This is a genomic window from Streptomyces sp. NPDC060232, assembly GCF_042726555.1.
Classification (GTDB): Bacteria; Actinomycetota; Actinomycetes; order Streptomycetales; family Streptomycetaceae; genus Streptomyces.
Window position 1 is genome coordinate 145,781 of record NZ_JBHXAG010000015.1, and the last position, 21,015, is coordinate 166,795.

The window sequence follows — 21,015 nt, forward strand, 5'->3', positions numbered from 1 at the left end:
TTGGTGCGATTATGCACTTGTCCAGACAGACCCCCCGACAAACACGGCTTACCCGCCGGGTCGGTCAGTCGCCCTCGCGGCGCTCCCGCGTCTGCAGCAGGCGCCGCAGCGAATACAGCCGCGCCGGATCCGCGTGGCCGTCCTCCACCCACTTGTCGAGCGCGCAGTCCTGCTCGTCGTGGCTGCACGCGCGCGGACACTCCTCCGTACCGGGCACCAGGTCCGGGAAGGCCAGGATCACCCGGGACGGGTCCACGTGGTGCAGGCCGAAGGAGCGCACTCCCGGGGTGTCGATGACCCAGCCGTCGCCCGAGGGCAGCGGCAGCGCCAGCGCGGAGGTGGTCGTGTGCCGGCCGCGGCCGGTCACCGCGTTCACGTGCCCGGTGGCGCGCTGGCGGCCCTCGGCGACCAGCGAGTTCACCAGGGTGGTCTTGCCGACGCCGGAGTGGCCGACGAAGGCGGTGATCCGGCCGGTCAGGCGCTCGCGCACCCGGTCGGCCGCGCCCCCCGCGGCCAGTTCCTCACGGTTGGTCACCACGTAGTTCAGGCCGAATGTGGAGTAGATCTCCAGGATCTTGTCCGCCGAGGTCAGGTCCGACTTGGTGAGCACCAGCAGCGGCTCCAGCCCGGCGTCGTACGCCGCCACCAGGCAGCGGTCGATCATCCGGGGCCGCGGCTCCGGATCGGCCAGGGCCGTGACGATCGCCAGCTGGTCGGCGTTGGCGACGACCACCCGTTCGTACGGGTCGTCGTCGTCCGCGGTGCGCCGCAGGACCGACTTGCGCTCCTCGATCCGCACGATCCGGGCCAGGGTGTCCTTCTTGCCGGACAGGTCACCGACGATCCAGACCCGGTCGCCCACGACCGCTGCCTTGCGGCCCAGCTCCCGGGACTTCATCGCGGTGATCGTGCGGCCGTCGACCAGGCAGGTCAGCCGGCCGCGGTCGACGGTCAGGACGAAACCCTCGGAGGCGTCCTCGTGCTTGGGCCGGATGTTCGTCCGCGGCCGGTTGCCCTTGGGGTTCGGGCGCTGGCGGATGTCGTCCTCGTCGGTGTTCTTGCCGTACCTGCGCATGACGGGCCCTACGCTCCCGCACCCGCTTCGGGTCCCGCGTCCCCGGCCAGCATGTCCGCCCACATCCTCGGGAAGTCCGGCAGGGTCTTCGCGGTCGTGGCCACGTTCTCGATCTGCACGCCCTCCACCGCCAGGCCGATCACCGCGCCCGCGGTCGCCATCCGGTGGTCCTCGTAGGTGTGGAACACCCCGCCGTGCATCCGGCGGGGCCGGATGCGCAGGCCGTCCTCGGTCTCGGTGACATCGCCGCCGAGCGCGTTGATCTCCTTGGTCAGCGCGGCCAGCCGGTCCGTCTCGTGCAGCCGCAGATGCGCGACACCGCGCAGCACCGACTCGGAGTCGGCCAGGGCCGCCACGGCCGCGATGCCGGGGGTGAGCTCGCCGACCTCGCTCAGGTCCACGTCGATGCCGTGGATCTTGCCGGTACCGGTGAAGACCAGCCCCGCGTCCGTCAGTTCGCAGGACCCGCCCATCTCCGTGAAGATCCGGCGCAGCGCGTCTCCGGGCTGCGTGGTGCGGCGCGGCCAGTCCGGGACGGTGACCGTGCCGCCGGTGATCAGGGCCGCGGCCAGGAACGGCTGGGCGTTGGACAGGTCCGGCTCCACGACCATGTCGCGGCCCAGCAGGGCGCCCGGGGCGACCCGCCACACGTCCTTCTCGCCGCCGGCCTCGGGGGTGTCCACCTGGGCGCCCGCCGCGCGCAGCATCTCCACCGTCATCCGGATGTGCGGCATCGACGGCAGGTTGCCGCCCACGTGCCGTACCTCGACGCCCTGGTTGAAACGGGGGGCGGAGAGCAGCAGGGCGGAGACGAACTGCGAGGAGTTGCTGGCGTCGATCTCGACCGTGCCGCCCTCCAGCGCCCCGCCGCCCTGGACGGTCATGGGCAGCGCGCCGCGGCCGTCGTCGTCGATGCGGGCGCCGAGCGCGCGCAGGGCGGTGATGACCTGGCCGAGCGGGCGCTCGTAGGAGCGCGGGTCGCCGTCGAAGCGGATGTCCCCGTCGGCGAGGGTGGCGACGGGCGGCAGGAAGCGCATGACCGTGCCGGCGTTGCCGACGTCGACCGTCGTCGGGCCGTGCAGGGCCGCCGGGATGACCCGCCAGGCCTCGCCGCTCGCGGCGGCGCCCGCGGAGCTGGAGGAGACGGTCTCCTCGATGCCCACGCCCATCGCGCGCAGCGCGTCCGACATCAGCTGGGAGTCGCGCGAGCGCAGCGGGCGGCGCACCCAGCCCGGCTCGGAGGCGAGCGCGGCGAGCACGAGGGCGCGGTTGGTGACCGATTTGGACCCCGGCACCGTGACGGTGGCGTGGACGGTCCCATCGGCGAGCGGAGCGGGCCAGAGGGCAGGGGCGGGGGTCTCGGTCATGGCCCCCACTTTAGTGGCTTCCTCCGGACCCGGATCTTGATCGCCGTCCGGTCTCAGAAGGTGGTCACAGGCCGAGCAGCCAGCGGCCGCCGCCGATCAGCGAGCAGAGCGCGACCACGTGGAAGAAGAGCAGCCACACCACGGGGTGCAAGTGGGTGAGGCGCCCCAGCTGGTCGGCGTCGGAATCGGGCGCCCCGCCGTTCCTCCGCTTGGCGCCCAGCTCGAAGACCGGCCAGACTCCGCCGAGCAGCAGGAACCACACGACGAGGTAGGCGAAACCCGCCTGCACCTCGGCCGGGGTCAGCCAGGACACCAGCAGGAAGGTTCCGCCGGTCAGGATCACCGTCAGCGCCCCGTAGGCGTTCCGGATCATCACGAGCATGGCCACCAGCAGGGCCGTGGCCGCCCACAGGAGCAGCGTGATCCGGTGCGCCGACAGCAGGGCCGCCCCGCCGAGCCCGAGCAGCGAGGGCGCGGTGTACCCGCCGGCCGCGGTCAGGATCATCCCCAGGCCCGTCGGCTTGCCCCGGCTGACGGTGACCCCGCTGGTGTCGGAGTGCAGCCGTATCCCGCTCAGCCGCCGCCCGGTGAGCAGCGCCAGCAGGCCGTGCCCGCCCTCGTGCGCGATGGTGATGGCGTTGCGCGACATCCGCCACAGCGGGCGGGGCCCCACGGCGGCCAGCGCCACCAGACCGGTCGCGATCACCAGCCACTGGTCCGGTGCGGTCTGTATGCCCGTGAGCCGGTCCCACAGGCCGGCCGTCGTGCTGCTGTCCATGAGGTGGCGGACTCCTTGCGGTGGTGTGCGGGGGACATGGCAGTGTGACAGCCATGTGCGGACGGTATGCAGCCAGTCGTGGACCGCAGGACCTCGTGGAGGCCTTCGGCATCGAGAAGTGGGAGCCGGAGGAGGCCCTGGCACCCGACTTCAACGTGGCGCCGACCAAGGAGGTCCACGTCGTCCTCGACCGCCCCCTGAAGGACGCTCCGGATCCGCGTCCGGTTCGCCAGCTGCGCGTCCTGAAATGGGGCCTGGTCCCCTCCTGGGCCAAGAACCCCGACGGCGCCGCCCGGATGGTCAATGCCCGGTCGGAGACCCTGCACGAGAAGCCGTCCTTCCGCCGGGCCTTCGCGCAGCGCCGCTGCATCATCCCCGCCGACGGGTACTACGAGTGGGTCACCGCCCACGACGAGCGGCAGCTGGAGGTGGAGGGGAAGAAGAAGCGGGCCCGCAAGCAGCCCTACTTCGTGCTCCCCTCGGACGGCTCCCCGTTCGCCATGGCCGGCATATACGAGTTCTGGCGCGACCGGACCCTGCCCGTCGAGCACCCCCTCGCCTGGTGGGCGACCTGCTCGGTGATCACCACCGAGGCCGAGACCGGGCCGCTGGGGGTCGCCCCCGGCGAAGGACCGCGCTCGCTGGCCGACATCCACCCGCGGATGCCGCTGATGCTCACCCCCGACCGCTGGGACGCCTGGCTGGACCCCGCGAACACCGACACCGAAGGCTCCCTGCGGGAGCTGCTCGCGCCCCCGCCGGGCGGCCTGATGCGGGCCTACCCGGTGTCCACCGCCGTGAGCAACGTACGCAACAACGGGCCCGAGCTGCTGACGGAGCTGGCCGCGCCGGAGGAGGGCACCCTGTTCTAGGGTCTGTATCGAGTTGCCCCGTGGAGCAAGGAGCGGCGTCCGGTGCGTGCCTGGCGTTGCGACGGGGCGAACGCTGCCTGGCGCGGCACTGGCGCTGTGGCCGCAGAGGTTCACCGGGTCGCGGCGCCGGCGCCAGCGGGCGGGGGCGGCACGATGGGCGTATGACCACGCGTACCGAGAGTGTCGATACCCCGGCGGGCGAGGCCCGCGTCACCTGGCACACCGCACCCCGTGCGCGGCTCGTCCTCGCCGTGAGCCACGGCGCAGGCGGCGGCATCGAGGCCCGGGACCTCCAGGCTCTGGCCGCCGCCCTGCCCGCGCGCGGGATCACGGTGGCGCTCGTCGAACAGCCCTGGCGGGTCGCCGGGAAGAAGGTCGCCGCCGCGCCCAAGGTGCTGGACGCGGGCTGGCGCGGGCTGTGGCCGGCGCTCACCCGGCCAGGGCTGCCGGTCGTCGCCGGCGGGCGCAGCGCCGGGGCCCGCGTGGCCTGCCGCACCGCCGGGGAACTGGGCGCCGCCGGGGTGCTGGCCCTGGCCTTCCCGCTGCACCCGCCGGGCCGGCCCGAGAAGTCCCGGGCCGAGGAGCTCACCGGGGTCGGGCGGCCCACCCTCGTGCTCCAGGGCGGCCGGGACCCCTTCGGCCGCCCCGACGAGTTCCCGGCGCCGACCGGCCGGCACCCGTACGAGCTCGTCGAGGTGGCCCACGGCGATCACGGCTTCGCGGTGCCGAAGAAGGCCGGCACCACCCAGGAGGAGGCATTGCGGAAGATCACCGAGGCGGTCGGCGAGTGGCTCGCGCGGCTCCCCGCGTGACACCGGCCACACCCGCCCCGTGCCGGCCCGGGAAAGGCCGGGAACCCGTGGCGCAGCGGGAATGCGCCGCCTTGTCCCTCTGTTGTCCCGGATGTCGGTACACACGCAACGTCGGAGGAGAGGGAGCGAATGACCCAGGTCATCAGCCAGAACCGTTCGCAGGCCGCTGACCTGGACTGGACGGTGCTGCCCGCTCCCCAGCGCAGCCCGCTTCGGGCGGCGGGGGGCAGGGAAGGTCGACTATTCTCCGATTCGAGCGGATCCGCTTTCGGAGCCGCCACGCAGTCGGAGGAGGTGGGTCCTGTCGCTGGGACCGACGAAGGCCACGCGGAGGAGACGACCCTGGAGCGCAACGCGCGCTTCGAACGGGACGCCCTCGGCTACCTCGACCAGATGTACTCGGCCGCGCTGCGCATGACGCGCAATCCGGCCGACGCCGAGGACCTGGTCCAGGAGACGTACGCGAAGGCGTACGCGTCCTTCCACCAGTTCCGCGAAGGCACCAACCTGAAGGCGTGGCTGTACCGCATTCTGACCAACACGTTCATCAACTCCTACCGCAAGAAGCAGCGCGAGCCCCAGCGCAGTGCCGCGGAGGAGATCGAGGACTGGCAGCTGGCGCGTGCCGAGTCGCACATGTCGACCGGACTGCGGTCGGCCGAGTCGCAGGCGCTCGACCATCTGCCCGACTCGGATGTGAAGGAAGCCCTGCAGGCCATTCCGGAAGAGTTCCGTATCGCGGTCTATCTTGCCGACGTAGAGGGCTTTGCGTACAAGGAGATCGCGGACATCATGGGTACACCCATCGGAACGGTCATGTCGCGACTGCACCGTGGCCGCCGTCAACTCCGCGGAATGCTGGAGGACTACGCCCGTGAGCGCGGGCTGGTCCCCGCGGGTGCGGGCGAGGCGAACGACCGGAAAGGCTCGGGCTCATGAGTTGCGGAGAGCCGCACGAGACAGAGTGCTCTGAGGTCCTGGACCACCTGTACGAGTTCCTCGACCATGAGATGCCCGACAGCGACTGCACGAAGTTCGAGACCCACTTCGGCGAGTGCAATCCCTGTCTGGAGAAGTACGGGCTGGAACAGGCCGTGAAGAAGCTGGTCAAGCGCTGCTGCGGGTCGGACGACGTGCCGACCGACCTGCGGTCGAAGGTGATGGGCCGGATCGAGCTGATCCGGTCGGGTCAGGCGGTGCCCGACCACGACGTCACCGCCGACAACCCCGCTCCCGGCTGACCGCTCCGGTAACAGTCGAACAGCTGAACAACCGCCCCCGGACCATCAGTTCATTCACCCGAATGTGCTAATCCGGGGGCGTCCGCATGGCGCAATACGAAAATGTGGCCCGCCCCGCTCGGGGCCCCACCTATTCTCCCCAATCGGTACCCGTCGGATTCGGTACCCGGCTTGCCCGGCCCAGGGGAGGAGAGCGCCATGCGGGATCTTCCGCCGACCGCGCGCGGATTCGTCCTCTGCGCCGTCCTGGCGGCGCTCGCCTGCACCGCCCCGGCCCTCACGTATTCCGCCACCTCCCGGCCGGCCGTGATCCTGCTCGCCGGGCTCTACCTCGGCTGCGAGCTGGTGAAGAGCTGTCCGCTGCCGGGCCGGCGAGTGCCCGAGGGCATCGGCTCCTTCTTCCCCGTGGTGCTCGCCGCCGTCTTCCTGCTGCCGCCCGCGGCAGCCGCGCTCGTGGCGCTGCCCGGGGCCTTCGCCGCCCCCGTGGTCCAGCGGTCCGCCCTGGTGCGGCGGGTGTGGCACGGCGCCCAGCAGTCCGTAGGCGCCTGGGTCGCGGGGCAGGTGTTCGGGCTGCTCGCCGGCCCGGCCGCGCTCGGCGCAGGGCCGTCCACCGGGTCGGGAGCCGGCGCGGGGCCCTCCGCGTGGCCGGCCGACCTCCCCTACGCGCTGCTCCCCGCGACGGCGGCGGCCGCCGCCTTCTGCCTGGTGGTCACCGCGCTCGACGGGGCCATCCTGGCCGCCGCCGAACGCAGGCCCGCCGCCGCCCGGCACGGCCTGCTCCCCCACTCCCTCGCCCCGCACTGCGTCCACGGCCTCGCCGGCCTGATGATGGCCGTCATGTGGCGCAGCCCCTACGGGGTCCCGGCCGCGCTGCTCGTCCTGCTGCCGATGTACGTCTCCTGCTGGGTCTTCGCCCAGTACCACCGCGAGCGCGCCGCCCACCAGGCCACCGTCCGCGCCCTCGTCCAGGCCGTCGACATCAAGGACCGCTACACGCGCGGCCACAGCGAACGGGTCGGCCAGGCCTCCACGATGATCGCCCGCGAGCTGGGGATGGCCGAGGACCGGCTGGAAGTGGTGCGCATCGCCGGCATCCTGCACGACGTCGGCAAACTCGGCGTCCCGACCCGGCTGCTGCGCAAGGACGGCCCCCTGACCCCGCAGGAACGCCGGATCATCGAGCTGCACCCCGAGTACGGGCACGAGATGGTGCGCGGCATCGGCTTCCTGGGAGAGGCCCGGTCCGCGATCCTGCACCACCACGAACGGGTCGACGGCTCCGGCTACCCGTACGGGCTGACCGGCGAGCAGATCCCGGTGGTGGCCCGGGTGGTGGCGGTCGCCGACGCCTTCGACGCGATGACCTCGACCCGCTCGTACAGCCGGGCCCGGCCGGTGTCCACCGCCCTCGCCGAGCTGGACCGGTGCGCGGGCGCCCAGTTCGATCCGGCGATGGTACGGGCCCTCACCGACGCCATCGGCCGGCACGGCTGGCATCCGGTGGTCACCTCCGACGACGACCTCCAGGTGATCAGCGAGAATGCCCCCGCCAGGGCGGCGGGCGCCGGGACACCGGGGCCGGCGGTACCCCCGGGCCGGGGCCCGTCCGCGCCGCATCCGCCCCCCGACAGGGGCCGGGCGGCTCCCGGCGCGGCAGACGGAAACGGCGGCCTCCTGCCCGAGGGGGCCCGCACCGCCCGCACCGCCCGACCGGCCGCGCGGACGGCGCTGCGCGTCCTGCCCGCGCAGGACGCGGCGCCCGCCGGCGCCGACGGCCCCGGGAGCCAGGCCCCGCCCGCCGACGGACGGCGCGGTCAGGGCGCGGACGGTGCCGGGGCCGGCGGATGAGGGCCGCAGCCGTGTGGACGGTGCGGGGGGCCGCTGCCGGGCTCACCGCCGTCGCCCTCGCCCACACCCTGTGGCACGGGCTGGCCGAGCCCGGCGCCGCCCTGGCCTTCGGCACCCTGGTCGCCGTCGGCGAGCTCGCCCGCAGGGACCGGCCGGACGCCCCCGAGCAGCAGCCCGCGCCGCTCGGCTCGGCCGGGGCCCTCGCCTACGCCCTCCTCGGCCAGAACGCCGGCCAGCCGACCCACCACGGCGTGCTGGAGATCGTCGCCGTCGTCGTCGCGGCCGCCCTCGCGGGGATCGTCCCGCACGTCGCCCGCGGCCGCGGGCCCGCCCTGGACCACCTGGCCCGCCGGGCGCTCACCGTCGTGTTCGCCGCGGCCTGCTTCCAACCGCTGTACAACTCCGGCCGGCTGGGGGAGCGGGTGGGCCAGGGCCCGTACCTCGTCGTCTTCCTGCTGCTCCTGCTGGGCCTCACCGCCCTGTGCGACGCCGTCCTCGCCGCGGCCCTCGCCAGGGCCCGCACGGGCTCGCCGTACGGGCCCCTGCTGCGCGACGGGCTGCGCGCCCAGCTCGGCATCGGCTCGGCGGTCTGCGCCACCGGCGTCGTCATGGCGCTCGGCGCGGCCGTCGCGGGCCTGTGGGCCGTCCCCGTCCTCAGCGTGCCGCTGCTGCTGACCCAGCTGTCCTTCCACCAGATCACCGCGATCCGCACCACCTTCCGCCAGACCATCACCTCGCTGGCCCGGGCCACCGAGATCGCCGGATACACGCGGCCGGGCCACGCCCGCCGGGTCGCGGCGCTGAGCTGCGCCGTCGGCCGTGAGCTGGGTCTGTCCGAGCGGGAGCTCACGGTGCTGGAGTACGCCGCCCTGATGCACGACATCGGCCAGCTCTCCCTGGTCGACCCGGTGCCGGACGGGGCCACCGCCGAGCTGCCCGCCGCAGAAGCCCGCCGGATCGCCGGGCTGGGCGGGGAGGTGGCCCGGCAGACCGGGGTGCCCGCCGAGGTCGCCGTGGTGGTGGAACGGCAGGCGGAACCGTACCGGGAGCAGCCCGCGCTGGCCCGGATCGTGCGCGCGGTGAACGCCTACGACGACCTGGTGGGCGGCAACCGTCACCCGGGCGGCTCACTGGCCGCCCTGGAGCAGCTCCGCCTGGGCACCGGGAAGGATTACCAGCCGGAGGTCGTGGAATGCCTGGCGAGGGTTCTGGCCAGGGGCGGACGTGGCAGAGTGGTGCCCGTCCCACCTGGGTAACCCATGGGTAATGAGCGGCCGTCCGAGTGGGCATGGTTGGATGCCAGTAAGAGTGTCCGCAAGGCTGCACCGTAGTCCCAGCCACCGCTGGGAGGTGCCCCCAGGCAGGCGGGAATCGTGAGGATCTTCGGGAAGGTACGGCATCGGCCCTCCGCCTCGTGGCGGCAGGCCACCGACCGCGCGTTCACGCTGATCGGCGACGGGCGGTACGAGGACGCGGGCGCGCTGCTGACCAGAGCCGCCGACCTGGAGCCGTGGCTCTCCGAGTCCTGGTTCAACCTGGCCCTGCTGCACAAGTTCCGGCACGACTGGGAGCAGGCGCGGGCCGCCGGGCTGCGCGCCGTGGCCCTGCTGGACCGCGAGACCGGGGCCCCCGACTGGTGGAACGTCGGGATCGCCGCCACCGCGCTCCAGGACTGGCCGCTGGCCCGGCGGGCCTGGCAGGCGTACGGGCTGAAGGTGCCCGGAGACCCCCACGGAGCGAACGGCACCGGGGGGAACGGCGAGCCGGTCGGCATGGAGCTCGGCAGCGCCGCCGTGCGGCTCTCGCCCGAGGGCGAGGCCGAGGTGGTCTGGGGCCGGCGACTGGACCCGGCCCGCATGGAGGTCCTGTCGATCCCGCTGCCCTCCTCGGGACGGCGCTGGGGCGAGGTCGTCCTCCACGACGGTGTCCCGCACGGCGAGCGGGTGACCGCGGCCGGACCCTCGTACCCGGTGTTCGACGAGATCGAACTGTGGGCGCCGTCGCCGGTGCCGACCTGGGTGGTGCTGCTGGAGGCGGCCACCGAGGCGGACCGCGACGCGTTGGAGCAGCTGGCCTCGGACGCGGGCTTCGCCGCCGAGGACTGGTCCTCCTCGGTGCGGCTGCTGTGCCGGACCTGCTCGGAGAGCGAGATGCCGAGCGACGAGGGCGACGGGGAGCACCTGGACCCGCACGACCACAGCGAGCCGGGACACCCCGGACCGCTGGGGCACCGCACGGCCGGCTCCGGCTCCCTGTGGGTGCCCGAGCGCGAATGCGGTATCGCGGCACCGGCCGGACTCGTGCGCGGACTCCTCGACGGCTGGGTCGCCGACAGCCCGGACAGCCGCGAGTGGCGGGATCTCGAAGAAGTCTGCTGAACCGGGGCCGTAGGCTGTACGGGCACATCGGTGGCCATCGGCGACCACCGGTGACCGGGACTTACGGAAGGCGTACGGCGGACATGGCGCAGCAGGAGAACCAGGTTGTCGATGGTGGCGAGGTCGTGAACGACGGGTACGTCGTGGACACCGAGGACTGTGAGGCGCGCGAGCTGGCCCACCGGGAGCGCGGCACCGCCCGCCCGATCACGGTCGTCGGCAATCCGGTCCTGCACAGCGAGTGCAAGGACGTCACCGAGTTCGGCGACGAGCTGGCCCGGCTGATCGACGACATGTTCGCCAGCCAGAAGGCGGCCGAGGGCGTGGGCCTGGCCGCGAACCAGATCGGCGTGGACGCCAAGGTCTTCGTCTACGACTGCCCGGACGACGAGGGCGTGCGCCACACCGGTGTCGTGGTCAACCCCAGGCTCGTCGAGCTGCCGGCGGGCTCGCGGGTGCTGGACGACTCCAACGAGGGCTGCCTGTCCGTCCCGACGGCGTACGCCTCGCTCGCCCGCCCGGACTACGCCGAGGTCGAGGGCCAGGACGCCCAGGGCAACCCGATCAAGGTCCGCGGCACCGGCTACTTCGCCCGCTGCCTGCAGCACGAGACCGACCACCTGTACGGCTACCTGTACATCGACCGGCTCTCGAAGCGGGACCGCAAGGACGCCCTGCGCCAGATGGCGGAGGGCACCCCGCGCTACGAGACCGTCCCGAACGCCTAGTCCTAGGCGGCCTGCGGGCCCCGGAAGGCACGCCGGAAGGCGTTCGGCGTGGTGCCCAGGGTTCGCAGGAAGTGGTGGCGCAGCGCGGCCGCGTTGCCGAAGCCGCAGCGGCCGGCGATAGCGTCGACCGTGTCGTCGGTGGACTCCAGCAACTCCTGCGCCAGCAGCACCCGCTGGCGCAGGACCCACTTGTACGGGGTGGTGCCGGTTTCCTGGAGGAAGCGGCGGGCGAACGTCCGCGGTGACATGTGCGCGCGCTCCGCGAGCTGCTCGACGGTGATCTCCTCCTCCAGGTGGCGGGCCATCCACTCGATCACCTCGCCCACCGTGTCGCAGGACGTGCGCGGCAGCGGCCGCTGGATGTACTGCGCCTGTCCGCCGTCCCGGTGGGGCGGTACGACCATCCGCCGCGCGACGGCGTTGGCCACCTCCGCGCCGTGCTCCTGGCGGACCACGTGCAGGCAGGCGTCGATGCCCGAGGCGGTGCCGGCCGAGGTGATCACCGGGCCCTCGTCGACGTAGAGCACGTCCGGGTCGACCAGCGCCCGCGGGAAGCGCCGCGCCAGGGCCGGGGCGTGCATCCAGTGCGTGGTGCAGCGCCGGCCGTCCAGCAGACCCGCCTCGCCGAGCACGTAGGCCCCGCTGCACACGCTGAGCACCCGCGCGCCGCGCTCCACCCCGCGGCGCAGCGCGGCCAGGAGCGGCTCCGGGAAACTGCGTTCTGAAGCGTTGCGGAAGGCGGGTACGCAGATCAGGTCGGCGCTCTCCAGCCGCTCCAGCCCGTGGGCGGGGGTGAACGCGAAACCGGTCCCGGACATGGTCAGCGGGCCGTCCTGCGCCGCGCAGACGGCGTAGTCGTACACCGGCAGCCCGTGGTCGCTGCGGTCGATCCCGAAGACTTCGCAGAAGATCCCGAACTCGAAAGGGGCCACGTCGTCGAGGAGGGCCACGGCCACATCGGTCAGCATGGCTCCAGTGTGGCAGTAATTCGCTGTTTCATGACAGTCCTGCCACTGGCAGGGTTTCGTGAACGGAGTGACAGTGGATGCATGAACACGTTCCTGAGCTACCTCGCCGTCCTCGCCGCCGCCACCCTCCTGCTCGCCCCCAGCCTGTACGGGGCCCTGCGCGAGCGGCGGATCGAGCGGCAGCTGCGGGCCGCCCGGACTCGGCTCGTGTGGCTGCCGCGGCAGAAGGCGGGCGGCCTGCCGCCCACCCCGCGCCACCGGCACGGCCTCCGCTCCGCCGCCGCGCGCCGGGGACGCCTCGCCCACTGAGCCGCGCCGGCCTCCACCGCCCCGGAACGCGAAGAGCCGGGACGCGATCACTTCGCGTCCCGGCTCTCGGTGCACCTGCGTGAGGTGAAGGGACTAGGGCCTGTATCGAGTTGCCCCGCGGCGTCGCGGCGTTCGGCACGCACCCTCGACGCACGAGCCAAATGCCCTAGTAGCTCCGCTACGAGGGCATTCGTCCCGCACGCCGAGGGCACGCACCGAACGCCGCTCCTTGCTCCACGGGGCAACTCGATACAGACCCTAGAAGTCCTCGTCCAGGTCGACCGTGCCCTCGACCGCGACCTGGTAGGCCGACGGGCGGCGCTCGAAGAAGTTCGTCAGCTCCTGGACGCCCTGGAGTTCCATGAACGAGAACGGGTTCTGCGAGCCGTACACCGGCGGGAAGCCGAGGCGGACCAGGCGCTGGTCCGCGACGCACTCCAGGTACTCGCGCATCGACTCGGTGTTCATGCCCGGCAGGCCGTCCCCGCACAGGTCGCGGCCGAACTGCAGCTCCGCCTCCACGGCCTCCTTCAGCATGTCGGTGACCTGCTGCTGCAGCTCGTCGTCGAAGAGCTCCGGCTCCTCCTTGCGGACGGTGTCCACGACCTCGAAGGCGAAGTTCATGTGCATGGTCTCGTCACGGAACACCCAGTTGGTGCCGGTGGCCAGGCCGTGCAGCAGACCGCGGGAGCGGAACCAGTACACGTACGCGAAGGCGCCGTAGAAGAACAGGCCCTCGATGCACGCAGCGAAGCAGATCAGGTTCAGCAGGAAGCGCCGGCGGTCGGCCTGCGTCTCCAGCCGCTCGATCTTCTCGACCGAGTCCATCCACCGGAAGCAGAACTGCGCCTTCTCGCGGATGGAGGGGATCTCCTCCACCGCGTCGAACGCGGCCGCGCGGTCGTCCGGGTCGGGCAGGTAGGTGTCGAGCAGCGTCAGATAGAACTGGACGTGCACGGCCTCCTCGAACAGCTGGCGCGACAGGTACAGGCGCGCCTCCGGGGAGTTGATGTGCTTGTACAGCGTCAGCACCAGGTTGTTCGAGACGATCGAGTCGCCCGTCGCGAAGAACGCGACCAGACGGCCGATCATGTGCTGCTCGGCGGGCGTCAGCTTCGCGAGGTCGGCGACGTCCGAGTGGAGGTCGACCTCCTCGACGGTCCAGGTGTTCTTGATCGCGTCCCGGTAGCGCTCGTAGAAGTCCGGGTAGCGCATCGGGCGGAGCGTGAGCTCGAAGCCCGGGTCCAGGAGGTTCTTGACTCCGGAGGTGTCGGCACGAAGTGCCGTCGTTGAGGGGCGGTGGTCGGGTGACGGGTGGGCGGAGCTCATTACTGGCAGGCCTCGCAGGACTCGGGGTTTTCCAGGGAGCAGGCCAGCGCCTCGGCGTCGACGGCCTGCGGGAGCGGTGTGGCGGCCGCCGGGACGGCAGAGCCGGACGCGGCGCGGGCGATCTTCGTAGCCGGGCGCGAGCGCAGGTAGTACGTGGTCTTCAGACCCTGCTTCCAGGCGTACGCGTACATCGAGCTGAGCTTGCCGATGGTGGGCGTCTCCAGGAACAGGTTCAGCGACTGCGACTGGTCCAGGAACGGCGTACGGGCCGCCGCCATGTCGATCAGACCGCGCTGCGGGATCTCCCACGCCGTGCGGTACAGCTCGCGGACCTCGGCCGGGATCCAGCCGAAGCCCTGGACCGAGCCGGAGGCGTCGCGCAGCGCCTCACGGGTCTGGGCGTCCCACACGCCGAGCTGCTTCAGCTCGTCCACCAGGTACGCGTTGACCTGGAGGAACTCACCGCTCAGCGTCTCGCGCTTGAAGAGGTTGGAGACCTGCGGCTCGATGCACTCGTACACGCCCGCGATCGAGGCGATCGTCGCCGTCGGCGCGATGGCCAGCAGCAGGGAGTTGCGCATGCCGGTCTCGGCGACGCGGGCGCGCAGTGCGTCCCAGCGCTCCGGCCAGTTCAGCTCGGTGTCGTAGTGGTCCGGGTGCAGGACGCCGCGCGCGGTACGGGTCTGCTCCCAGGCCGGCAGCGGGCCGCTGCGCTCGGCGAGGTCGCAGGACGCCTCGTACGCGGCGAGCATGATGCGCTCGGAGAGCTTGGTGGACAGCGCCTTCGCCTCGGGGGAGTCGAAGGGCAGCTTCAGCTTGAAGAAGACGTCCTGGAGGCCCATCGCGCCCAGGCCCACCGGGCGCCAGCGGGCGTTGGAGCGGCCGGCCTGCTCGGTCGGGTAGAAGTTGATGTCCACCACGCGGTCGAGGAAGGTGACGGCGGTGCGGACGGTCTCGTCGATCCGCTCCCAGTCGATCCCGCCGTCCACGACGAAGGCGCCGAGGTTGACCGAGCCGAGGTTGCAGACGGCCGTCTCGCCGTCGTCGGTGACCTCGATGATCTCGGTGCACAGGTTCGAGGAGTGCACGACGGTGCCCGGCTCGGCGGTCTGGTTCGCCGTGCGGTTGGAGGCGTCCTTGAAGGTCATCCAGCCCTGGCCGGTCTGCGCGAGGGTGCGCATCATCCGGCCGTACAGGTCGCGGGCGGGCATGGTCTTGCGGGCCAGGCCGTCGGCCTCGGCCTTGCGGTAGGCGGCGTCGAACTCGTCGCCCCACAGGTCGACCAGCTCGGGCACGTCGGCGGGGGAGAACAGCGACCACTCGGCGTCGGCGTTCACGCGGCGCATGAACTCGTCCGGGACCCAGTGGGCGAGGTTCAGGTTGTGGGTGCGGCGCTGGTCCTCACCGGTGTTGTCGCGGAGCTCCAGGAACTCCTCGATGTCCGCGTGCCAGGTCTCCAGGTAGACCGCGGCGGCGCCCTTGCGGCGGCCGCCCTGGTTCACGGCGGCGACGGAGGCGTCGAGGGTCTTCAGGAACGGCACGATGCCGTTGGAGTGGCCGTTGGTACCGCGGATCAGCGAACCGCGGGCGCGGATGCGGGAGTACGACAGGCCGATGCCGCCCGCGTGCTTCGACAGGCGCGCGACCTGGTGGTAGCGGTCGTAGATCGAGTCCAGCTCGTCCAGCGGGGAGTCCAGCAGGTAGCAGGAGGACATCTGCGGGTGCCGGGTGCCGGAGTTGAAGAGCGTGGGGGAGGAGGGCAGGTAGTCGAGGCGGCTCATCAGCCGGTACAGCGAGGCGACCTCCTCGACGGCCTGGACGCTCTCGTCCGCGGCGAGGCCGCAGGCCACGCGCAGCATGAAGTACTGCGGGGTCTCGATGACCTGACGGGTGATGGGGTGGCGCAGCAAGTAGCGGCTGTGCAGGGTGCGCAGGCCGAAGAAGCCGAAGCGGTCGTCGGCGCCCTCGGCGAGGGTGTGCTCGACCAGCGCGTCCAGGCGGCTCGCGTGGGCGCGTACGAACGCGGCGGTGCGGTCGGCGATGAGGCCCTCGCGGTGGCCGACCTCGACGGAGGCGGAGAAGGAGGTGGAGCCCTGGCTCGCGGCCTCGTCGCGCACGGCCAGCGTCAGCAGGCGGGCGGCGAGCTTCGAGTACGCGGGGTCCTCGGAGATCAGCCCGGCGGCGGACTCGGTGGCCAACCCCCGCAGTTCGGCCTCGTCGGCGGCGGAGCTGCGGCCGCGGAGCGCGGCGGCGGCGACGCGGCCGGGGTCGGTGTCGGGGAGGTCCGCCGTAAGTTCGGTGAGGGTACGCAGCAGCGTGGCCCCCGGGCCCTCGGTGTTGTCGCCAGAAACGGACTCGGCGCGCGGTGCGGAAGGCGCGATGGTCACGGCGGGAGCTCTCCCTCGCTCGGCCCGGTCATCGGCGGGCGGGCGCGGGCGCATGCGGGCGTGGCAGGAAAGGGCACACCGCATGGCGTCCACCGGCCCAACCGCGAGGCCCGGACGTGTCGGCACCCGGTTCGGTCGATCCGGGCGCGCTGACGGCAGGTCATCGGACTTGGTGTCCGGTTGCCGGACACTTCATACCGTTGCGGGACAGTTCCGGATTCCCACCGGATTCCCCTGCGGCGACAGCAGGCATGAGCATACATGTGGGGGCGGCCTTGTGCGGCAACCCCCACATGTAGTGTCGGCGCGGCTACAGCTTGAGTCGGTACGTGAGGAGTGTCAGGCCTTCGATGGGCGCCCAGTCACGCTCGGGAGTGCGTACGAAGCCCAGGCGGGTGTAGATCCGGTGGGCCCCGGCCATGCTGCGCTGGGTGGAGAGCACGACCCCCGTGACGCCCTCGATCGACCGCGCCCGGTCGATGCAGGCCCGCACCAGGGCCTCGCCGGCGCCCTGGCCCCGGGCCGCGTGGGCCACCGCCAGCATCCGGAACTCGGCCTCGTCCGGGCCCGCGATGTCGGCGAGCGGGCTGCCGGGCGCCGCGAAGGTCACCCCGCCCAGCACCCGCCCGTCGCGCTCGGCGACGAGCACCTCGGCCAGTGCGGCCCGCCCGGCCACGTCGCGCAGCACGTTCAGGTAGGCGTCGTCCTCGTTGAAGTCCAGGTGCCCGTCGGCGAGGTAGGCCTGCGCCGTGATCTCACCCAGCTCGGCGTGGTCGGCGTCCCGTACCGCTCTGATCGTGATGTCCATGCGGTCGAGTGTGCAGGACGCCTGTCGGCGCCCGGCGCTATCGTCGGAGGCAGCACCGTCGAGGAAGGTGAGCGAGGCATGACCGTGATGACCGACAGGCCCCACATGCTGACCGAGGACTTCGAGGCCGTCGCGCGCATAGGCGCCAGAGAGGTCGAAGGTCTGCGGCTGGAGTTCATCGACGGGGTCATCAGGAGCAAGGCAGTGCCGGACGGGGATCACGGGCGGATCATTGTTTGGCTGAGCCGGATCTGCATGCAGCACCACCCGGACCTCTGGCTGCACGCCGGGCAGGGGGTCAAGGTGGAGCAGTACCGGGAGGGTCGCGCCATCCCGGACGGCGTCCTGGCGCATGAGGACGCCTTCGTCGGCCAGGGCGACTGGGTGGATCCCGGGCCGGTCCTGATGGCCGTCGAGGTGACCTCGTGGGACTCCGACACCGAGCGGCGTGATCGGATCGAGAAGCCGCGCGCCTACGCGTCGACGGGTATCCCCGTCTACCTGCTCATCGACCGGCTCGAATGCCAGGTCCTCGTCCACAGCGACCCGGACGGCCACCGCTACGAGACCGTCCGCACCGTCCCCTTCGGCAAGGACGTCCGCCTCCCCGACCCCGTCGGTATCACCCTCCCGACCGAGCCCCTCAAGGACTGGGTGCGCTGAGGAACGCCGAAGGGCCCCGCCGCGTCGTGCGGCGGGGCCCTTCGCAGGTGTCAGCAGCAGCGGAAGCCCTCGCGGGGGTCCGCCTCGCGGGCGTCCGTGCGGGCGCGTTCGAAGGCGCGGCGGGTGAGGACCTCCGCGTCCGGGTCGTGGGAGCGGGCGTGGGCCACGTACCGGTCGTAGGCGGCCTCCCCGGAGAACTCCCGTACGTAGAACCGGGCCCTGGCCAGCACGGCGCGTACGCCGCTCACCCCACCGGCTCCTTGACCTGCCCGCCGCCGGAGTCGCGGCCGGCCGCGGCGGCGAGCTGGGTCCGCTCCTCGGCGGTCGCGATCAGGCCGGCCGGGGCGACGATCTTCGACTCGGTCCACGGGACCTCGGAGAGCTTCGCCGAACCCGGGTCGCGGACGGCCTGGACGCAGGTCCGCAGGGCGTCCGCGAGGACCACGATGATCAGGACCGCGAAGAGGGCGCACAGCACGCCGTCGACCGTGGCGTTGGTGACGATCGTGTGCATGTCGTCCATGTTCTTGGCCGGGGCCAGGACCTTGTCGGCGTCGATGCCCGCCTGGTACTTGTCGCGCTGGGCGAAGAAGCCGACCTTCACGTCCTCGGAGAAGACCTTCTGGTAGCTGGCGGTGAGGGTCACCGTGGCATCCCACACCAGTGGCACGCCCGTGACCCACGCCCACTTCAGCCGCCCGGACTTGACCAGCAGCGTGGTGCAGACGGCCAGCGCGACCGCGGCGAGCAGCTGGTTGGCGATGCCGAAGAGCGGGAAGAGCTGGTTGATGCCGCCCAGCGGGTCCTTGATGCCGACCCACAGGAAGTAGCCCCACGCGCCGACCACGATCGCGCTCGCGAACCACACGCCGGGCTTCCAGCTGACGTCCTTGAAGGACTTGTGGACGTTGCCGAGGGTGTCCTGGAGCATGAACCGGCCCACGCGGGTGCCCGCGTCGAGCGTCGTCAGGATGAAGAGCGCCTCGAACATGATCGCGAAGTGGTACCAGAAGGCCTTCATCCCGGCGCCGCCGATGACGGAGGAGAAGATCTCCGACATTCCGAGTGCGAAGGTCGGCGCGCCGCCGGTGCGGGACAGCAGACTGGCTTCCTCGACATCCTTCGCGGCCTGGGTGAGCGCCTCGGGTGAGATGGCGAAGCCGAAGTTCGTCACCGCCTGCGAGGCGGACTCGACCGTGGTGCCGATGACCCCGCCGGGGGAGTTGACCGCGAAGAAGAGGCCGGGCTCGATGATGCAGGCCGCGATGATCGCCATGACGGCGACGAACGACTCGGTCAGCATGGCGCCGTAGCCGATCATGCGGACCTGGGTCTCCTTCTGGATCATCTTCGGGGTGGTGCCCGAGGAGACCAGGGCGTGGAAGCCGGAGAGCGCGCCGCACGCGATGGTGATGAAGACGAAGGGGAACATCGAACCGGCGAAGACCGGGCCGTCGCCGCGGGCCGCGAACTCGGTGACCGACGGCATCTTCAGCGTCGGCATCGCGATGACCACGCCGATCGCGAGGAGCGCGATGGTGCCGACCTTCATGAAGGTGGAGAGGTAGTCGCGGGGGGCGAGCAGCATCCACACCGGGAGGACGGACGCCAGGAACCCGTACACCACCATCCAGATGACGAGCGTCTCCTTCTCCAGGGTGAAGGTCCCGGCGAAGGAGGACTCGGCGACCCAGCCGCCCGCGACGATGGCGAGCAGCAGCAGGGCGACACCGATGAGGGAGACCTCGGTGACCCGGCCCGGCCGCAGGACGCGCAGGTAGAAGCCCATGAAGACGGCGATCGGGATGGTCATGCCGATGGAGAAGACGCCCCAGGGGGAGTGCGCCAGGGCGTTGACGATGACCAGGGCCAGCACCGCCAGCAGGATGATCATGATGGCGAACACGGCGACCAGGGCGGCGGCTCCGCCCACGGGGCCGATCTCGTCCCGCGCCATCTGGCCGAGCGAACGGCCGTCGCGGCGGGTGGAGAAGAACAGCGTCACCATGTCCTGGACGGCGCCGGCGAAGATCACGCCCGCGACGATCCAGATGGTCCCGGGCAGGTAGCCCATCTGCGCGGCGAGGACGGGGCCGACGAGCGGACCGGCGCCGGCGACGGCGGCGAAGTGGTGGCCGAAGAGCACCCGGCGGTCGGTGGGATGGAAGTCGACACCGTTGTCAAGGCGTTCGGCAGGGGTGGCCCGCGTCGCGTCGACCCTCAGGACGCGCTGCGCGATGAAGCGGGCGTAGAAGCGGTAGCCGATGGCGTACGAGCCCAGCGCGGCGGCGAGCAGCCAGGCCGCGCTGATCTCCTCGCCGCGCGAGAGCGCGAGCACGCCCCAGCCGATGGCGCCGACGAGCCCGACGAGCACCCACACGGCGATGGACTTGGGAGAGGGCGAGCCCGATGGCGTTCCCGGACTCGCCGTGTCCCGTTGCGTCCCTGTTGCTTCCGGTTCAGGCATGATCTCTCGTCCCCTCGTCGATCATCTGCGTAAGCAGGCGGAATCTACGGGGGATTGCCTGGTGAACGTAAGACCCCGTCCGCATTCCGGCCGTCGAATTCCGGTACGCGGGGCGGGGTCACGGGAGTCAGACGGCGGGGCGCTTGAGCCTGGCGACGAACTTGTAGCGGTCGCCGCGGTACACCGACCGCACCCACTCCACCGGTTCGCCGTCGGCGTCCAGGGAGTGCCGGGAGAGCATGAGCATCGGCAGCCCGACGTCGGTGCCGAGCAGGCCGGCCTCGCGCGGGGTGGCCAGGGAGGTCTCGATCGTCTCCTCGGCCTCCGCGAGGTGGACGTCGTACACCTCGGCGAGGGCGGTGTAGAGGGAGGTGTACTTGGCGAGCGAGCGGCGCAGGGCGGGGAAGCGCTTGGCCGACAGGTGAGTGGTCTCGATGGCCATCGGCTCGCCGCTGGCCAGCCGCAGCCGCTCGATGCGCAGCACCCGCCCGCCGGTATTGATCTTCAGCAGGCCGGCGAGGGTGTCGTCGGCGGTCACGTAGCCGATGTCGAGGAGCTGCGAGGTCGGCTCCAGGCCCTGGGCCCGCATGTCCTCCGTGTAGGAGGTCAGTTGCAGGGCCTGCGAGACCTTGGGCTTGGCGACGAAGGTGCCTTTGCCCTGGATCCGCTCCAGTCGCCCCTCGACGACCAGTTCCTGGAGGGCCTGGCGGACCGTGGTGCGCGACGTGTCGAACTCGGCCGCGAGCGTGCGCTCCGGCGGTACCGGGGTGCCGGGCGGCAGCGTCTCGGTCATGTCGAGCAAGTGCCGCTTGAGTCGGTAGTACTTGGGTACACGCGCCGTGCGAGTGGCTGCCCCGCCGTCCGGCTCCGTGAGTGCCCCTTCGGTGGCCATCGCCGCCCGCCTTCCCGACTCCAGTTTCGCTGCCGTCACCGGCTCCTCCGATATGTGCGGTCACATGGTGACACGACTGGGGGTACAGGCCTT

20 protein-coding genes and 1 riboswitch are annotated in these 21,015 nt (G+C 71.8%); of the genes, 10 read left to right on the forward strand and 10 right to left on the reverse strand.

Features of this window, described 5'->3' with window-relative positions; all coding sequences use genetic code 11:
• Positions 1-64 precede the first annotated feature (64 nt).
• The 3 genes from rsgA to ACFWFZ_RS22485 form a co-directional block, all read right to left on the reverse strand.
• Positions 65-1,075, reverse strand: coding sequence for a ribosome small subunit-dependent GTPase A (rsgA, locus tag ACFWFZ_RS22475; RefSeq protein WP_387124567.1), 1,011 nt, complete (start codon positions 1,073-1,075; stop codon positions 65-67).
• A gap of 8 nt (positions 1,076-1,083) precedes the next feature.
• Complete coding sequence (gene aroA, locus ACFWFZ_RS22480; protein WP_387124568.1) at positions 1,084-2,442, reverse strand: 3-phosphoshikimate 1-carboxyvinyltransferase; 1,359 nt, start codon at positions 2,440-2,442, stop codon at positions 1,084-1,086.
• 64 nt (positions 2,443-2,506) lie between these two features.
• Positions 2,507-3,220: a M50 family metallopeptidase gene (locus ACFWFZ_RS22485; protein ID WP_387124569.1), complete on the reverse strand. Its 714-nt coding sequence runs from the start codon at positions 3,218-3,220 to the stop codon at positions 2,507-2,509.
• Positions 3,221-3,273: 53 nt separating this feature from the next.
• Between ACFWFZ_RS22485 and ACFWFZ_RS22490 the strand changes: the two genes are divergently transcribed.
• From ACFWFZ_RS22490 to def, 8 genes are all read left to right on the forward strand, one after another.
• Positions 3,274-4,092 (forward strand): SOS response-associated peptidase, encoded by an 819-nt coding sequence (locus tag ACFWFZ_RS22490; RefSeq protein ID WP_387124570.1) that lies wholly within the window; start codon positions 3,274-3,276, stop codon positions 4,090-4,092.
• Between the two features lie 161 nt (positions 4,093-4,253).
• Positions 4,254-4,904 (forward strand): alpha/beta family hydrolase, encoded by a 651-nt coding sequence (locus ACFWFZ_RS22495; RefSeq protein WP_387124572.1) that lies wholly within the window; start codon positions 4,254-4,256, stop codon positions 4,902-4,904.
• A 294-nt stretch (positions 4,905-5,198) separates the two neighbouring features.
• Positions 5,199-5,843, forward strand: a complete 645-nt coding sequence (locus ACFWFZ_RS22500) for a sigma-70 family RNA polymerase sigma factor (RefSeq protein WP_030032333.1) — start codon at positions 5,199-5,201, stop codon at positions 5,841-5,843.
• Positions 5,840-6,145: a mycothiol system anti-sigma-R factor gene (gene rsrA, locus ACFWFZ_RS22505; protein ID WP_030658812.1), complete on the forward strand. Its 306-nt coding sequence runs from the start codon at positions 5,840-5,842 to the stop codon at positions 6,143-6,145. Before ACFWFZ_RS22500 ends, rsrA begins: the two co-directional genes overlap by 4 nt.
• Positions 6,146-6,343: 198 nt before the next feature.
• Positions 6,344-7,993, forward strand: a complete 1,650-nt coding sequence (locus ACFWFZ_RS22510) for an HD domain-containing phosphohydrolase (protein ID WP_387124573.1) — start codon at positions 6,344-6,346, stop codon at positions 7,991-7,993.
• Entirely contained in the window at positions 7,990-9,249 is a 1,260-nt protein-coding gene (locus ACFWFZ_RS22515; RefSeq protein ID WP_387124574.1) for an HD-GYP domain-containing protein, read from the forward strand. Before ACFWFZ_RS22510 ends, ACFWFZ_RS22515 begins: the two co-directional genes overlap by 4 nt.
• A 117-nt stretch (positions 9,250-9,366) precedes the next feature.
• Positions 9,367-10,371: a tetratricopeptide repeat protein gene (locus ACFWFZ_RS22520; protein WP_387124575.1), complete on the forward strand. Its 1,005-nt coding sequence runs from the start codon at positions 9,367-9,369 to the stop codon at positions 10,369-10,371.
• An 83-nt stretch (positions 10,372-10,454) separates the two neighbouring features.
• A complete protein-coding gene (gene def / locus ACFWFZ_RS22525; RefSeq protein WP_326478280.1) occupies positions 10,455-11,099 on the forward strand; it encodes a peptide deformylase in 645 nt (214 codons plus the stop codon).
• 2 nt (positions 11,100-11,101) lie between these two features.
• Here the strand turns inward: def and ACFWFZ_RS22530 are convergent, their stop codons facing one another.
• Positions 11,102-12,067, reverse strand: a complete 966-nt coding sequence (locus ACFWFZ_RS22530; protein WP_387124576.1) for a helix-turn-helix domain-containing protein — start codon at positions 12,065-12,067, stop codon at positions 11,102-11,104.
• 81 nt (positions 12,068-12,148) lie between these two features.
• Here ACFWFZ_RS22530 and ACFWFZ_RS22535 point away from each other — a divergent pair, with 81 nt between their 5' ends.
• Entirely contained in the window at positions 12,149-12,376 is a 228-nt protein-coding gene (locus ACFWFZ_RS22535) for a hypothetical protein (protein WP_387124577.1), read from the forward strand.
• 258 nt (positions 12,377-12,634) lie between these two features.
• On the opposite strand, the gene ACFWFZ_RS22540 is transcribed toward ACFWFZ_RS22535, so the two are convergent.
• The 3 genes from ACFWFZ_RS22540 to ACFWFZ_RS22550 all read right to left on the reverse strand — a co-directional run bounded on the left by ACFWFZ_RS22540 (position 12,635) and on the right by ACFWFZ_RS22550 (position 16,900).
• Entirely contained in the window at positions 12,635-13,705 is a 1,071-nt protein-coding gene (locus ACFWFZ_RS22540) for a ribonucleotide-diphosphate reductase subunit beta (RefSeq protein ID WP_387124578.1), read from the reverse strand.
• On the reverse strand, positions 13,705-16,092 hold the full coding sequence (locus ACFWFZ_RS22545) for a ribonucleoside-diphosphate reductase subunit alpha (protein ID WP_387124579.1): 2,388 nt from the start codon (positions 16,090-16,092) through the stop codon (positions 13,705-13,707). Before ACFWFZ_RS22545 ends, ACFWFZ_RS22540 begins: the two co-directional genes overlap by 1 nt.
• Before the next feature lie 136 nt (positions 16,093-16,228).
• Positions 16,229-16,358: riboswitch (cobalamin riboswitch) on the reverse strand.
• Positions 16,359-16,402: 44 nt separating this feature from the next.
• Complete coding sequence (locus ACFWFZ_RS22550) at positions 16,403-16,900, reverse strand: GNAT family N-acetyltransferase (protein ID WP_387124581.1); 498 nt, start codon at positions 16,898-16,900, stop codon at positions 16,403-16,405.
• Positions 16,901-16,978: 78 nt separating this feature from the next.
• Here ACFWFZ_RS22550 and ACFWFZ_RS22555 point away from each other — a divergent pair, with 78 nt between their 5' ends.
• Positions 16,979-17,563, forward strand: a complete 585-nt coding sequence (locus tag ACFWFZ_RS22555; RefSeq protein WP_387124582.1) for a Uma2 family endonuclease — start codon at positions 16,979-16,981, stop codon at positions 17,561-17,563.
• 50 nt (positions 17,564-17,613) lie between these two features.
• On the opposite strand, the gene ACFWFZ_RS22560 is transcribed toward ACFWFZ_RS22555, so the two are convergent.
• The 3 genes from ACFWFZ_RS22560 to ACFWFZ_RS22570 form a co-directional block, all read right to left on the reverse strand.
• Entirely contained in the window at positions 17,614-17,811 is a 198-nt protein-coding gene (locus tag ACFWFZ_RS22560; protein ID WP_030829326.1) for a YbdD/YjiX family protein, read from the reverse strand.
• Positions 17,808-20,030 (reverse strand): carbon starvation CstA family protein, encoded by a 2,223-nt coding sequence (locus ACFWFZ_RS22565; RefSeq protein WP_387124584.1) that lies wholly within the window; start codon positions 20,028-20,030, stop codon positions 17,808-17,810. Before ACFWFZ_RS22565 ends, ACFWFZ_RS22560 begins: the two co-directional genes overlap by 4 nt.
• Positions 20,031-20,157: 127 nt before the next feature.
• Complete coding sequence (locus ACFWFZ_RS22570) at positions 20,158-20,922, reverse strand: GntR family transcriptional regulator (RefSeq protein ID WP_030026774.1); 765 nt, start codon at positions 20,920-20,922, stop codon at positions 20,158-20,160.
• Between the last annotated feature and the right edge of the window lie 93 nt (positions 20,923-21,015).